This is a genomic window from Streptomyces sp. NPDC001137 (assembly GCF_040298885.1).
Classification (GTDB): Bacteria; Actinomycetota; Actinomycetes; order Streptomycetales; family Streptomycetaceae; genus Streptomyces.
Genome location: NZ_JBEPBA010000004.1, coordinates 161,845 through 178,076 on the forward strand (window position 1 = coordinate 161,845; position 16,232 = coordinate 178,076).

The 16,232-nt window shown below is 72.9% G+C and carries 4 protein-coding genes; all 4 read left to right on the plus strand.

The window, feature by feature from the left end:
* Positions 1 to 25: 25 nt before the first annotated feature.
* Complete coding sequence (locus ABT254_RS09355; RefSeq protein ID WP_123964082.1) at positions 26 to 292, plus strand: acyl carrier protein; 267 nt, start codon at positions 26 to 28, stop codon at positions 290 to 292.
* Entirely contained in the window at positions 276 to 1,187 is a 912-nt protein-coding gene (locus tag ABT254_RS09360; RefSeq protein ID WP_351465993.1) for a thioesterase domain-containing protein, read from the plus strand. The genes ABT254_RS09355 and ABT254_RS09360 overlap by 17 nt, the downstream gene beginning before the upstream one ends.
* Before the next feature lie 70 nt (positions 1,188 to 1,257).
* Positions 1,258 to 8,241 carry an SDR family NAD(P)-dependent oxidoreductase gene (locus ABT254_RS09365; RefSeq protein ID WP_351465996.1) on the plus strand — a complete coding sequence of 2,328 codons (6,984 nt, stop codon included), beginning with the start codon at positions 1,258 to 1,260 and terminating at the stop codon, positions 8,239 to 8,241.
* Between the two features lie 23 nt (positions 8,242 to 8,264).
* Positions 8,265 to 16,187 (plus strand): beta-ketoacyl synthase N-terminal-like domain-containing protein, encoded by a 7,923-nt coding sequence (locus tag ABT254_RS09370; RefSeq protein ID WP_351465999.1) that lies wholly within the window; start codon positions 8,265 to 8,267, stop codon positions 16,185 to 16,187.
* Positions 16,188 to 16,232 lie beyond the last annotated feature (45 nt).

Below are 16,232 nucleotides of genomic sequence, written 5' to 3' on the forward strand. Positions count from 1 at the left end.
GGCACGAACGGACAAGGGGAACCCCATGCAGCGTGTCACCGCCGAAGAAGCACAGGCCTGGCTGGTCGAGAAGCTGGCGATCCGGCTCGGGGTCGGCCAGGAGCAGATCGACGTCGAGCGCTACTTCGACGAGTTCGACCTCGACTCGACGGAGGCGCTGATCCTCGCGGGCGAGCTGGAGAAGTGGCTCGGCTTCGAACTGGAGGCCACGGCCCTCTGGTACCACCCGACGATCGCCGCCCTGTCCGAGCACATCGCCGAGGAGAGCGACCGTCATGTCGCCGCGGCCTGACCCGGCCACCCCACGCCGACCCGGCGCGGCGCGCCCGCTGCTGACGACGCTCGGGCCGGTGGATCCGGCCGCGCGGCCGGTCGTCGCCGTCCATCCGGGCGCGCTGCCCGCAACCGCCTGGCAGCCGGTCGCGGCACGGCTGCCCGAGGACCACGCACTGCACCTGTGCGACCTGGGCAACGTCCCGGAGTACTTCGCGGCGGCCCTCGTCCCGACGCTGTCCGTCATCGGCGTCCGGGAACTCGCCCGGCGCTGCCTGGGGGAACTGACCGCCGCCGGACTCACCGACCGGCCGTTCACCCTCGCCGGCTGGTCGTTCGGGGGAGTGGTGGCCTACGAGATCGCCGCCCGTCTCGACGCCCAGGGGCTCGGCGACCGCGTCGAGGACCTCGTCGTCCTCGACTCGATCGCCCCCGTACCCGCCTTCCAGCGGCCGGACGAACTGCTCCGGCCGGACATGCTGCTCACCTGGTTCGCGATGTACCTGGGCGCCAAGCGCGGCCGCCGCCTCACCCTGGAACCGGCGGCTCTGGACGGTCTCGGCGAGGAGGACGGTCTGGACGTCCTGCTCGCGGCGGCGGTCGCACAGGGAGTGCTTCAGGACGGCACCGAACCGGCGGGACTGCGCAAGCTGTACACCGCGTTCCACACCGGACTCGTCCGCAACAACCGGTGCACCGCCGGATATCTGCCCGCCCCCCTCGACCGCACCGTCACCGTCGTCAAGCCGGAGCGCTCGCTCCTGCCCGACAGCCCCGACCTCGGCTGGAGCGGCCTCAGCGGCCGCCCGCTGCGGCAACTGGCCGTCCCCGGCGACCACTACACGATGCTCCACGAACCGGAGACCGCGGACGCCCTCGCCGCCCTCCTCGCCACCGGTTCGCGAACCGGCTGAGCCACCAGATCACTTGACGCACCCGCCGCACACGACCCGCGCGACGCGCAAGCCCGAGAGGACCACCATCGTGCACTACTCACGTCTGGCCGAGACGCCGATCGCGATCGTCGGGTTGGCGGGCCTCTTCCCCAAGTCGCGCGACCTGCGCGAGTTCTGGCACAACATCGTGGACGCCCAGGACTGCATCGAGGACGTCCCCGAGAGCCACTGGAACACCGCGGACTACTACGACCCGGACCCCGCGGCCGAGGACAAGACCTACGTCCGCCGCGGCGGATTCCTCCCCGAAATCGCCTTCAACCCCATGGAGTTCGGGCTGCCGCCCAACACCCTGGAGGTCACCGACATCCTCCAGCTGCTCTCCCTCACGGTGGCGCGCGACGTGCTGCGCGACGCCGGCGCGGACAACGGCAGCTGGTACGACGCCTCCCGCACCGGGGTCGTGCTCGGCATCACCGGTGCCAACTCCCTCACCCAGCCGCTCTCCGCGCGTCTGCAGACCCCGGTGCTCAAGGAGGTCGTACGCAGCGTCGGCCTGAGCGAGGCGGACGCCGAGGAGATCGCGAGCCGGTTCAAGAAGGCGTACATCCCGTGGGAGGAGAACTCCTTCCCGGGCATGCTCGGCAATGTCGTGGCCGGCCGGATCGCCAACCGCTTCGACCTCGGCGGCACCAACTGCACCGTCGACGCCGCCTGCGCCAGCTCCCTCGCGGCCGTCAAACTCGCGGTGAGCGAACTCATCGAGGGCCGCGCCGACATGATGATCACCGGCGGCTGCGACGCCGAGAACACGATCCTCATGTACATGTGCTTCAGCAAGACCCCGGCGTTCTCGAAGACCCAGCAGATCCGCCCCTTCGACGAGTCCGCCGACGGCACGCTGATCGGCGAGGGCATCGGCATGCTCGCCCTCAAGCGCCTCGCCGACGCCGAACGCGACGGCGACCGCATCTACGCCGTCCTGCGCGGCATCGGCACCTCGAGCGACGGCCGCTTCAAGAGCATCTACGCCCCGCGCGCCGAGGGCCAGCAGCTCGCCCTGCGCCGCGCCTACGAAGACGGCGGCGTACCCGTCGGCTCCATCGAACTGTTCGAGGCGCACGGCACGGGCACGGCCGTCGGCGACCACACCGAACTGTCCGCCCTCTCCTCCGTCGTCGCGGACGGCAACGACGACCACGGCTACGCAGCCATCGGCAGCGTCAAGTCGCAGATCGGGCACACCAAGGCCGCCGCGGGCGCCGCGAGCCTCATCAAACTCTCCCTCGCCCTGCACCAGAAGGTCCTCCCGCCGACCATCAACGTCGAGACACCGAGCGAGGCGGTCGACCCCACCAGCACACCCTTCTACGTCAACACCGAGGCGCGCCCCTGGGTGCTGGACCCGGAACGCGGCAAGCGCCGCGCCGCCGTCTCCTCCTTCGGCTTCGGCGGCACCAACTTCCACATGGTGCTGGAGGAGCACGAGGGGCCCGCGGAAGCCAAGTCCCTCGGCCCGACGGTCCGCTGGGGCCTGTGGCACGCGGCGGGACCCGAGGCGCTCGCCCTGCGCATCGAGAACGGCGCAGCTCCGGACGAGTCCGGTGCGATCCCCGCCTCCGACGCCCGCATCGGGATCGTCGCCCGCAGCGACGAAGAATTCACCGAACTGTGCGGTACGGCAGTGGAGTTGCTGCGCGCCCGCCCCGACGCCGACTCCTGGCAGCACCCCAAGGGCATCACCTACCGGCGCCAGGCCCTGCCCACATCCGTCAAGGCGGCGGCCGTGTTCGCCGGACAGGGCAGCCAGTACGTCGGCATGGGGCGGCGGGCCGCCGTCGCGCTGCCGCCCGTACGGGCCGCGTTCGACCGCGCCAACCGGCTGACCGAAGCTCCCGACACCCTCGCCCGCACGGTCTTCCCGCCGCCCGCCTTCACCGACACCGCCCGCACCGAGCAGGAAACGGCCCTGCGCCGCACCGACTTCGCCCAGCCCGCCATCGGCGCGCTCGCCTCCGGCCAGTACGCCTGGCTGCACCGGCTCGGATTCCGCGCCGACGGCGTCATCGGCCACAGCTTCGGCGAACTCACCGCGCTCTGGGCGGCCGGGGCACTGGACGACGACGGGTTCGCCCACCTGGCCCGCGCCCGCGGCCGCGCCATGGCCCCGCCGGAGCAGGCCCCCGCGGACTTCGACCCCGGCGCCATGGCGGCGATCCGCGCCTCCCTCTCCGACGTCCAGGGGCTGGTCGCCACGTACCGCAATGTGGCCATCTGCAACATCAACGCCCCCGGCCAGATCGTCGTCGGCGGCCCCACGGACGAGATCGACCGCCTGGTCGCCGACGTCTCGGGCCGCCGTATCCCGGCCAAGCGGCTGCCGGTCTCCGCCGCGTTCCACACCGGCTTCGTCGCCCATGCCGCGGACGCTTTCCGGCAGGCGGTGGAGTCGACGGGGCTGGGCGTCCCGACGATCCCGGTCTACGCCAACACCCCCGGCTCGGCGTACGGCAGCGACGCGGCGGCCAACCGCCGCACCCTCGTGGACCAGCTCCTCCAGCCGGTCGACTTCGTCTCCGGCATCGAGAAGATGTACGCGGACGGGTTCCGCGTCTTCGTCGAGTTCGGCCCCAAGCGCGTCCTGACGGACCTGATCGACCGCATCCTCGAAGGCCGCACCGACGTCGTGACCCTCGCGGCGGACGGCGGCCCCAGCAAGGACAGCGAGGTCTCGCTGAAGCGCGCCGCGATCGAACTCGCGGTCCTCGGGCTGCCCCTCACCGGCTTCGACGACCACGTCGAGCCGCGGACCGAGCTGCCGGCCCGCAAGGGGATGAACATCCCGCTGCGCGGTATCAACTACGTGACCCAGGAACGGCGTTCGGCGTACCGCGATGCGATTGCGCAGCCGCTGGCCCTGGCGGCGGGCGCCGGCAGCTCCGACGGCGTCGAGGACGTCGTACGCGACGGGCTGGCCCTTCAGGCGGAGATCCTCACCGCCCACGCGGACACGGTGCACGCGTCGGTCCGCTCCCTGGAGGAGTCCGTACGGGCCGGAGGGCACCCCGACACCGATGCCGCGCTGCGGCTCATACGGGAGCAGAGCGCGACGATCGGCGCGGCGCACGAGCGATCCACCCGACTGCTGCTGGACGCGCTGCGGGGACGGGCGGAGGCCGAACCCGAGGCTTCGCCCGAACCCGGGCCTGCGCCCGAAGCAGAGCCTTCGCCTGGACGCGAGCCCGCTTTCGTGGCCCCGGTCGAACCGGAGCCCGTGGCTGTCGCCGAGCCGGAGCCGGAGCCGGTCTCCGTCGCCGATGCGGCCATTGCCGCCGGTGTGATGGAAGCGCTGATGGGTGCGGTGGCGGAGAAGACGGGTTACCCGGTGGAGATGCTGGAGCCCGGGATGGATGTCGAGGCTGATCTGGGCATCGACTCGATCAAGCGGGTGCAGATTCTGGGGGCGTTGCAGGAGTCGTATCCGGTGTCGGAGGACGTCGATCCCGAGGTGCTGGCGGAGTTGCGGACGCTGGACGACATCGCCGGCTTCCTGGCCTCCACGGTGCCTGCCGAGTCGGCTCCGGAGCCGGTCACTTCAGCGGTCGAGACCGTGAACCTTCCCGAGCCCGACCCCGAGCCCGAGCCCGCCCCCGTCGTGAACTCGTCTGTCTCCGCTGGGGTGATGGAGGCGTTGATGGGTGCCGTGGCGGAGAAGACCGGCTATCCGGTGGAGATGCTGGAGCCGGGTATGGATGTCGAGGCCGACTTGGGCATCGACTCGATCAAGCGGGTGCAGATTCTGGGGGCGTTGCAGGAGGCGTATCCCGTCTCGGAGGATGTCGATCCCGAGGTGCTGGCGGAGTTGCGGACGCTGGACGACATCGCCGGTTTCCTCGCCTCCACCGTGTCCGCCGAGTCCGCCCCGCAGCCCGTCCCCGCGCAGCCCGATCCCGACCCCGAGCCCGCTTCCGTGCCCGCTGCCGACTCGTCTGTGGCCGCCGGTGTGATGGAGGCGCTGATGGGTGCCGTGGCGGAGAAGACGGGTTACCCGGTGGAGATGCTGGAGCCCGGGATGGATGTCGAGGCCGACTTGGGCATCGACTCGATCAAGCGGGTGCAGATTCTGGGGGCGTTGCAGGAGTCGTATCCCGTCTCGGAGGATGTCGATCCCGAGGTGCTGGCGGAGTTGCGGACGCTGGACGACATCGCCGGCTTCCTCGCCTCCACCGTGTCCGTCGAGCCCGCCCCGCAGCCCGTCCCCGCGCAGCCCGATCCCGACCCCGAGCCCGCTTCCGTGCCTGCTGCCGACTCGTCTGTGGCCGCCGGTGTGATGGAGGCGTTGATGGGTGCGGTGGCGGAGAAGACGGGTTACCCGGTGGAGATGCTGGAGCCCGGGATGGATGTCGAGGCCGATCTGGGTATCGACTCGATCAAGCGGGTGCAGATTCTGGGGGCGTTGCAGGAGTCGTATCCGGTGTCGGAGGACGTCGATCCCGAGGTGCTCGCCGAGTTGCGGACGCTCGACGACATTGCCGGCTTCCTCGCCTCCACCGTGTCCGCCGTCTCCAGCGAACCCGCTCCCCAGGCAGCGGCCCCCGCGCCCACCGCCCCCCTCGCCGTCACCTACCCACCGGCCCCCGGCATCGGTCGCACCTACGCCGACGTCGTCGAGATCGCCCCGCCGCACACCCTGGTCGGCGCGTACGCCGAAGCGCGTACCGCGGTTCTCGTCGACGACGGGTCGACGCTGACCCGGCCGCTCGCCGGGGCGCTGCGTGGGGACGGCTGGCGGGTGGAGATCGTCGCGCTGCCCGGTGTCGACGGTGCCGTGCCGGAGGCGGATGCCGTGCGGCGGCTGGCGAGTTGGGAGGAGAGTGAGCTCGCCGGGACGCTGGTGAGCGGGCGGGTCGATCTCGTCGTGCAGATGGCCGCCGCGGCGGGGCAGGAGTGGGGCGAGGGTGTGCGGCGCCTTGAGCACTGCCTGCTGGTCGCCAAGCACAGCCTGGCCGCGCTGAAGCCGGTCGCCGCGCAGGGCACCCGCGCCGCCTTCGTCGCCGTCACCCGGCTCGACGGGGCGAACGGCTACCGCGGTGGCGGCGACGCCTCTCCGCTGCTCGGCGGGGTCGGCGGGCTGGTGAAGACCCTCGCGATCGAGGTGCCCGAACTCTTCGCCCGCACGGTCGACTTCGCGCCGGAGCTGGCCCCCACCACCGTCGGTGCGCGCTTCCTGGGCGAGATCCACGACCTGTCGGCCGAGCACACCGACGTGGCGCACGACCCGGCCGGGCGGCGCACGATCGCACTCGCGGCCGAGCCGCACGAGGCACACGCGGCGGTCGTCCCGGAGGTGTCCTCCGACGACCTGTTCGTCGTCACCGGCGGCGCCCGCGGCATCACCGCCGACTGCCTGCACGCCCTGGTCTCCGCCCGGCCCGCCGGACTGCTGCTGCTCGGCCGCAGCCGGCCCGAGCCGGAGCCCGACTGGGCCGTGGGCCACGAAGGCCCGGCACTGCGCGGGCTCATCGCCCGGCGGGCCGCGCAGAGCGGGCAGAAGCCCAATCCACGGGCCATCGAAGGGGAGTTCCGCGAGATCACCGCCTCCCGGGAGATCGCCGCCAACCTCGCCCGGCTCACCGCCACCGGCGCCCGGGTCGAGTACCTCACCGTCGACATCACCGACGCCGGAGAGGTGCGCCGCGCACTGACGCCGTACGCCGGACGGGTCACGGGTGTCGTGCACGGGGCCGGTGTCCTCGCCGACCGGCTCATCGCGCAGAAGTCGGCGGACGAGATACGCCGGGTGCTGGGCACGAAGCTGACCGGCCTCGGCAATGTGCTGGACGCCCTGCGCGGGATCGCCGAGCTGCGGCACCTCGTGTTCTTCTCCTCCGTCGCCGGGTTCTTCGGCAACCGCGGCCAGTCCGACTACGCCATGGCCAACGAGGCGCTGAACCGCATCGCCGTACGGCTGAAGCGGGAACTGCCCTCCGCGCGTGTCACCGCGATGAACTGGGGCGCCTGGGACGGCGGCATGGTCTCCGACGACCTGCGTGCCATGTTCGCCTCACGCGGGATCGCCCTGGTGCCGCTCGCGACCGGGGCGGGCATGTTCGCCGAGCAGTTCACGGGCGGGCACGGGCACGACACGGTGATCGTCACCGGTCCGCTCACCCCGCTGTCCGCGCCGCCCGCGGCGCGGGCCTCCGCGCTCACCCCCCTGGTCGTGGACCGGACCCTGACCGACCTCGCCGAGCAGCCGCTGCTGACCGACCACACCATTGGCGGCCGGCGGGTGCTGCCCGCCACCGCGGCACTCGGGGCGCTGGCGAACGCCGTCGAGACGGTGACCGGCGAAACCGTCGTCGGGGCGAGCGGGTTCAAGGTGTTCAAGGGCGTCGCCTGGGACGAGCCCGACGGGCAGCAGCCGCAGCGGCTGCGGCTGTCCGTCGAACCCGCCGCCGAGGGCATCGACGTGCTCGCCTCCTCCGTGGACGGCAGCGGTCGCAGCCGGCCCGCGTACAGCGTCCGGCTGACCACGGGAGAGGCCGGGCAGCGGCCCGCCGACCGCGCCGACCTGGCGGGGATCGCCCGCGGCGCGTCCGGGCAGGACGCGGCACGGCTGTACCGCGACGGCACGCTCTTCCACGGGCCCTCCCTGCGCGGACTGCGCACGCTGCTGGCCGGCGACGAGCAGCGGCTCCTCGTACGGGCCCGGCTCACCGACGACCGGCCCGCGCTCGGCGGCTACCACACGCGGCTGCACAGCCCCGTCCTGGCCGATCTGCTGCTGCAGGCCGTGCTGGTGTGGGTGCGCGAGCAGCGCGGGCGGGCCTGCCTGCCGATGGAGATCGGACGGCTGAGTCTGTATGCGCCGCTGCCGTCCGACGGGGACTTCCTCATCGCGGTCGAGGACGTACGGCCCGGCCGGACCGGTGTCACCTGCACGGTGACCGCGCTCGACCCGCAGGGCCGTGTGCTCGCCGTCCTGGAGGACGTGGTCGCGGTCGAGGACGCGGATCTGGACGCACGGTTCAGGCAGCAGGGCCGGGCGGCCGCCACGGTCACGGTCTGACGAGGCTCGGAGGCTGATCCGTCATGGGCAAGTACGCGATCGTCGGACTGTCCTGCCTCTTCCCGGGGGCGGCCACGCCCGACGCCTACTGGAGCAACCTGATGGGCGCGGTCGACTCGCGCACCGAGGGCGGTGAGCGGATCTTCGGACACGATCCGCTCGCCGAGGGCGACGGCGAGGACCGGCACCGCATCTACTGCACGCGCGGCGGATTCCTCCAGGCCGCGCCGGACCTGGACCCCTCCGAGTACCTGCTGCCCGCCGACTACCTGGCCGGCCTGGACCGCTCGTTCCACTGGGCGCTCCGGGTCGCCGGGGACGCCCTGGCCGACGCGGGTGTATCCCCCGCTGCCGCGGACGGCCGGGCGGCCGGCCGGAGGACCGGGGTGGTGTTCGGGAACTACCCGTTCCCCACCCCGGCCTCCGGCCGAACAGCGGGGAAGCTGTGGGACGCCGCGGTCTCCGAGGGCCTCGCGGCGGCCGGCTTCCCCGCGGCCGGGTTGCCGTCCGGTGCGGCGGACGGCAGCCCGGCCCGTGACCGGACCGCCGGCCCGGCACAGGGGCCGCTTGACACCCGGCCCGAAGCACGCCACCTCGGGCCGTCCGAGGCCGACAACCTCGGGTGGTTGGGCGCAGGCCCGGCCGGTGACCGGGGCGGCAGTCCGGTGCAGGAGCCGCTCGACACCCGGTCCGAAGCTGACCGCCTCGGGCCCTTGGGCGCCCGGGCCGAGGCCCACAATCTGTGGCCCGGTGGGCTGCCCGCTCATGTGGTCGCCGCCGCGCTCGGGCTCGGCGGCCCCCGCCACACCCTCGACGCGGCCTGCTCCTCCGCGCTGTACGCCATCAAGCTCGCCTGTGCCCAACTCGCCACCGGGCGCGCCGACCTGATGCTGGCCGGCGGGGTCTGCGCGCCCGACCCGACCGTCATCCACCTGTCCTTCTCCGATCTGCACGCCTACCCGCCGGACGGCTTCAGCCAGCCCTTCGACGCCCGTTCGAAGGGCATCATCACCGGGCAGGGCGCCGCCATGGTCGCCCTCAAGCGGCTCGCCGACGCCCGCCGGGACGGGGACCGGGTGTACGCCGTCGTCGACGCCGTCGCCCTCGGCAACGACGGCCCCGGCAAGCACCTCCTCGCCCCGAACGTCAGCGGCCAGCTCGCCGCATACGAACTCGCCCACCGGGAAGCCGGTGTCGAACCGCAGGACATCCAGTACGTCGAGTGCCACGCCACCGGAACCCCGCTGGGCGACCGAACCGAACTCGACGGTGTGGAACGGCACTTCGGGCGTACCCCGCTGCTCGGATCGGTCAAGGGCAACATCGGGCACCTGCTGACCGCGGCCGGCATGAGCAGCCTGGTGAAGGTCGTCCTCGCGCTCGGACACGGAGTCATTCCGCCGACGATCGGAGTGGCCGAGCCGCTGCCGGGCACGGTCGCGGACCGTGTCGTACGCGGACCCACGCCCTGGCCCGCCACCGGCGGCGCACGCCGGGCCGCCGTCTCCGCCTTCGGCTTCGGCGGCACCAACGCGCACGTCGTCCTGTCCGGCCCCGAGACGGACGTGGAAGACGACGGCACCGAGCGGCGGACACCGCAGTCCCTCGCCGTCATCGGCATGGGCGCGCACTTCGGGTCCTTCACCACGCTCGACGAGTTCGAGCGGGCGGGATACGAAGGCACGGGCACCGTACGGGAGTTGCCGTCCCACCGATGGCGCGGGTTCGAGACGCTGGGCGACGGCGGGGCCCCGCGGGCCGCGTACATCGACGGGTTCGAGGTGGACGCCACCTCCTACCGCATCCCGCCCAAGGACCTCGACCACTTCAACCAGCAGCACCTGCTGATGATGCGGGTCGCGGAGGAGGCCCTGAAGGACGCCGGGTACGAGCGGCCCGGCCCCGGCGGTAAGGACGCGGCCAAGGGGCGGCGGGTCGCCGTCGTCCTCGGCATGGAGATGGAGCCGAGCGCCGAGGGGCACGGTGCCCGTTACGCGCTCGGGCGCAAGCTGGCCGCCTGGTCGGCCGCGGCCGGTCTGGAGCCGACGGCGGAGCAGCTCGCCGCGCTGACCCGGGCCGCCCGGGACGGCATCCACGACTCCATCGAGGCCAATGAGGTCCTCAGCTACATCGGCAGCATCATGGCGGCGCGGATCTCCTCCCTGTGGAACTTCACCGGCCCTTCCTTCACCGTCTCCTCCGACAGCGCCGTCGGTGTCGACGCCCTCGACACGGCACGGCTGCTGCTGCTCGACCCGAGCATCGAGGCGGTCCTGGTCGGAGCGGTCGACCTGGCGGCCGGTCCGGAGTCCACGCGGGCCCGGGAGCTGCTGGCGCCCGGGAGCGTGCTCGGTGACGGCGCCGGTGCCGTCGTCGTGACCCGGCCCGGCTCCGTCCCGCCCGAGCGCACGGTGTACGCCACCGTCGACGCCCTCGCCGTCCACCACTCGCCGACCCTCGACCCCCGGCCGGCGCCGGACCTCGTGGCCGCGGCGGCCGAGGAGGCCCTCGCCGCCGCCGGAGTGACACCGGCCGACGTCGAGCTCGTGGAGGCCGGGGCCGCGCAGGACGGCACGCTGGAGGGACTCAGCCGCGTGTGGTCCGCCGAGCGGGCCGGCGGGGCGCTGCGGACCGCGGTCAGCGCGGTCGACTCCGCGGTGGGGGACACCGGTTGTGCCTCCGCGCTCGCCTCCGTCATCCGGGCCGCGCTGTGCCTGCACTACGGCTACCAGCCCGTCGCACCCGAAGGCGTCGACGGCGCCCGTCTCGCCGGGTCCGCGTTCTTCCTCGCCGGCGACTCGCGGCCCTGGCTCCGCGAGCGCCGCGAAGGACGTCGTACGGCCGGTGTCAGCGTCGTCGGCAGTGCGGGCAGCCACGCCCATGTGGTGCTCGGCGGCGCGCAGACGCGCGGCGAGGTGGCGGCGACCGACTGGGTGCGCTCCGGCGGCAGCCTCGTCGTACCGGTCGGCGCCGACGACATCGACACCCTGATGCGGCGGCTGGGCGAACTGCGCGACGCCGTCGACAGCGGCGCCGACTGGACGGCGCGGCTCGCCGAGGACCGGCCCGCCGCGCTCAAGGCCGTACTGGTCGCCGACGACACGGCAGGGCTGGTACGGCAGTTGGACCAGGCGGCCAAGGACCTGCCCGGGGTGTACCGGGCGGGCGGCGAGTGGATCTCGCCCTCCGGGAGCTGCTTCGCCGCCCGTCCGGCGGGCGGGCCGGGCACGAAGACGGCACTGGTCTACCCGGGTGCCTTCAACTCGTATCTAGGCCTCGGTCGTTCGCTCTTCCGCGCCTTCCCCGGACTCCTGCCGCGCTTCGAGACGCAGGCCGAACTGCCGGCGGAGATGCTGCGCTCGGCGGCGCTGTACCCGCGTGCCCTGGGGCCGCTCGACCGGCGTGAACTCATGGGCCGCGAGGCGGAGTTGATCGAGGACATCCCGCTGATGCTGGCTGTCGGCACCAGCTATGCCCTGCTCTCCACCGACCTGGTGCGCGAGGTGCTGGGGGTGCCGGTGCACGGGGCGTTCGGCTACAGCCTCGGCGAGAGCAGCATGCTGTTCGCCACCGGCGGCTGGATCAAGGAGGCCCGGGCGACGACGAAGATCGACGCCTCGCCGCTCTTCGTCGACCGGCTGCGCGGCCCGAAGAAGACCGTACGGGCGCTGTGGGGCATCGGCGACGAGGTGCCGGACCAGCAGGTCTGGGCGACGCACGTACTGCTGGCGCCCGCGGACGCCGTCCGCGCCGCCGTGCAGCGCCACGACCGCGTCTTCATCACCCACGTCAACACACCCACGGAGGTCGTCGTCGCGGGCGACCCCGCCCAATGCCGCGACCTGATCGACGAGTTGGGCTGCCAGAGCGCACGCTCTCCCGCCAACCACGTCATGCACTGCCCGGTGGTGGACGGCGTACTTTCGGAACTCGCCGACCTCAACCGCTACCCGACCGGCGACGTCGGTGACCTCGTCCTCTACAGCAGCCGCCACTACGCTCCCGTCGGCGCCCTCGACCAGGACGTCGTCGCCCACAACATCGCCGTCACCCTGCGCGAGACGGTCGACTTCCCCCGTCTGATACGACGGGCCTACGAGGACGGCTTCCGCTGCTTCATCGAGGTCGGCCCCTCCAGCACCTGCACCCGCTGGATCCACGAGACGCTCGGCGACGACCTCCACCTCTCGGTTCCCGTCGACCGCCGGGGAGCCCGCGGGGCCACGGACATAGCCCGCCTCGTCGCCCGCCTCGCCACCCACGGCGTCCCGGTCGACCTGACCCCGTTCCGCCCCCGCACGGCAGCACACCGGCCCGCGCCGGGCCTGCGCACCTTCACGGTGGGTGGCACACCGGTGGCACCCCTGGTGAGGGAGGCGGCTGCGCCGGTGCTGGATGCGGTACGGCGGGTGCCCGCCGCCGCGGTCATGGGCGGCGCCGAGCGGGGAGAACACGGTGCGGCCCCGCAGTCGCCCGCCCCGGCCGCCACGCTCGCCCCGGCGCCCGCCGACGCCCCCGTGCCGGTGGTGTCCGCGTCGGGCAGGGGAGCCGCGCCGTCGGTGCCGGCCGCTGCTGCCTTCGTGCCGCGCCCCGCAGGGGCGGCTCCGGACTCGGCGGCCGTCTCACTCGCCCCGGCCCCCACCGGCGCCCCTCTGCCGGTGACACCCGCGTCGGTCAGGGGAGCCGAGCCGCTGGGCCGTGCCGTTTCGTCGGTGCCGGTTGGTAGTGCCCCCGTGCCGGCGGCCGCAGGGTCGCCCCCGACCGCAGCGGCCGTTTCCCCCGCCCCGGCGCCCGCCGGAGCACCCGTGCCGGGCAGGGGAGCCGAGCCGCAGGCCCCTGCCGTCTCCTCGATGCCGGTCGGCGCACCCGTGCCGGGGCCCGGAGCCGCCGTCCCGGCCGTGGCGGCCGTCTCGGCCGCCGACGCCCCCCTGCCGGTGGCGCCCGCGTCGCCGGGCAGGGAAGCCGTGCCGCGAGGCCGTGCCGTGCCGTCGGTGCCGGTCGGTGGTGCCCCCGTGCCGGGGCCCGCAGCCGCGGCCCCGGGTTCGGCGGCCGTCTCGCCCCTGCCGGACCCCGTGCCGGCAGTGACCGCCGGCGCCCCGCCCGGTGCGTCAGCCTCCGTCCCGGTGACCGCCGGGGCCCCCGACCAAGCCCCGGAACTGCCTGACACGGCATTCCACGCCACGGAATGGGACACCGCGATGCCGACCCGCCCCGACGGTCCGTCCGTACCCGCGCTCTCGCTGGAGCGGGAACCGATCACGATGCTCCCCGCCGACGCGGTTTCGGCGCCGTCCCCGCAGACCGGGCGGGCCGATGTGCCGCCCCGCCCGGCGATCTTCGGCGCCCCGCTGCCCGTACCGGAGAAGCCGCGGCAGCCGGACGACCACGCGGCCACCCTGACCCTGGTCCGCAGCCTGCGGGCCGAGATCCTGGAGGCGCACCAGGAAGTCCTGGACGCCCAGCGGGAGTTGCGGGAGGAGCTCACCGCCGTGCTGTCCGCCTCGACGTCCGTACAGGCCGCGCCGGCAGCCACACCGCGCCCGCCGAAACCCGAGGGTGTCGTCTGGGACGAACACGACCTCCTCGAGTTCGCCGTCGGCAAGGTCGGCAACGTCTTCGGCCCCCGCTTCACCCGCATCGACGGCTACGACCGCCGCGTACGGCTCCCCGCCCCGCCCTACCTCTTCGCCACACGTGTGACTCAACTCGACGCGGAACCAGGGGAGTTCAAGCCGTCCTTCATCCGTACCGAGTACGACGTGCCCGAGGACGCCTGGTACGCCGTCGACGGCCAGGTCCCGCCCGCCGTCACCATCGAGGCCGGCCAGTGCGACCTCCTGCTCATCAGCTACCTCGGCGCGGACTTCACCAACCGCGGCCAGCGCGTCTACCGCCTCCTCGACAGCAGCCTCAGCTTCCTGGGCGACCTGCCGCGCACCGGGCAGACCCTGCGCTACGACATCTGGATCGACCAGTTCGTCCGCCAGGGCGACACCCTGCTCTTCTTCTTCCACTACGACTGCTACGCCGACGGCGAGCTCATCCTCAAGCTCAACAACGCCTGCGCGGGCTTCTTCACCGATGAGGAGCTGGAGAGTTCGCCGGGCCTGGTGCAGGGGCGGGTGGCCCCCGGTCTCAAGACGGCCGCGGACCCCGGGCGTACGGCCTTCAAGCCGCTCGCCACCACCCACCGCACCTCGCTCACCTCCGCCGACCTCGACGCTCTCGCCGAAGGCCGTATCGCCGAGGTCTTCGGCCCCGGCCACCGGCAGCCCCCCGGCTGCAACACCTCGCTGCGGCTGCCCACCCGGCCGCTGCTGATGGCGGACGAGGTCACCGTCCTCGACCGCAAGGGCGGCAGCCACGGCCTCGGCCGTATCGAGGCCGTCAAGGAACTCGCCCCCGACGCCTGGTACTTCACCAGCCATTTCCCCGACGACCCGGTGCTCGCCGGATCCCTCGTCGCCGAAGGAGCCGTACAGCTCCTCGAGACCTACGCGCTCTCCCTCGGCCTGCACCTCACCCTCCCCGACGCCCGCTTCCAGCCGGTGCCGGACCTGCGGACCGAGGTGAAGGTGCGCGGACAGATCACCCCGCGCAACGCCCGTATCGAATACCGCATCGACATCACGGAACTGACCCTGCTGCCCCGGCCCTCGCTCGTCGCGGACGTGGTCGTGCTGCGCGACGGCACCCCCTCGATCAGCGTCACCGGCCTCGGCATCCGCCTCCGCGAGAAACCCGGCACGCCCTACCGCCCGGAGACCGCGGGCACCGTCCCGCACTTCCTCGGCCGGCTCTCCCCGGCCACCGGCGAGCCCGCGCTGCTCAACGAGTTCCACATGGCGCACGCGGCGAAAGGCGACCTCGCCATCGCGATGGGGCCCGAGTTCGAGATCTACGCCGACAGCCGCGCACCGTACATCCCGAACGGCGACTTCCTGTTCGTCGACCGGGTGATGAAGCTGGAGGGCACGCGCGGCACGCTCAAGCGCGGGGCCGTGATGGTCACCGAGTACGACTCGCCCGAGGACGCCTGGTACTACGCCGACAACGGCCACCCGTCCATGCCCAACTGCGTCTACATGGAGTCCAGCCTCCAGGCGGCCATCCTCCTCGGCTACTACCTGGGCGCCACCCTGCCCTTTCCCGAGGAGCAGTTCAGCATCCGCAACCTGGACGGCCACGCCACCCTCGTCAAGGACGTCGACCTGCGCGGGAAGACCGTCCAGCACCGCTCGACGCTGCTGTCCAGCGACCGGATGCCCGGCTCGATCCTGCAGAACTTCTCCTACGAACTCTCCTGCGACGGCGAGGTCTTCTACACCGGCGAGTCCCTCTTCGGCTACTTCAACGAGAAGGCGCTCGCCCACCAGGTCGGCCTCGACAAGGGGCAGCACGTGCTGCCGTGGCTGGACACGCAGCCGGCCAGGCCGTCCGGCACCCGCCGCATCGACCTGCGCGACTTCCGGACCGCCGAGACCGCCCGCCGCGGCCCGCGGCTGGCCGGCGGCCACCTCGACCTCGTCGAATGGGTGGACATCCTGCCCGGCGGCGGAGAACACGGCCAGGGATATCTGCGCGGGCACCGCTCCATCCGGCCCGACGAGTGGTACTTCTCCTGCCACTTCCACCGCGACCCCGTGATGCCCGGCTCCCTCGGCGTCGAGGCACTGCTGCAGGGCATGCAGGTGTACGCCGTCGAGACCGGCCTCACCGACGGTCTGCGCAACCCGCGTTTCGCCCTCGCGACCGGCGTCGACACGACCTGGAGCTACCGGGGCCAGATCCTGCGCACCGACCCCGACATGGAGTTCGACGTCCACATCAAGGAGATCCGCCGCGAACCCGGCCGGATCGTCCTGCTGGGCGACGCCCACGTCTGGAAGTCGACGCTGCGGATCTATCGCCTGGGCGACCTCGGCATCGAGATCCATCACGACTGAGCGCTCCGCGGGGCGCAGTTCCCCACGCCCCCTCGGGGGCGCTGC

Excerpts from the sequence above, each read along its gene's own strand:
- ABT254_RS09355 (WP_123964082.1), top strand. The coding sequence starts at position 26 with ATGCAGCGTGTCACCGCCGAAGAAGCACAGGCCTGGCTGGTCGAGAAG.
- ABT254_RS09360 (WP_351465993.1), top strand. The coding sequence starts at position 276 with ATGTCGCCGCGGCCTGACCCGGCCACCCCACGCCGACCCGGCGCGGCG.
- ABT254_RS09370 (WP_351465999.1), top strand. The coding sequence starts at position 8,265 with ATGGGCAAGTACGCGATCGTCGGACTGTCCTGCCTCTTCCCGGGGGCG.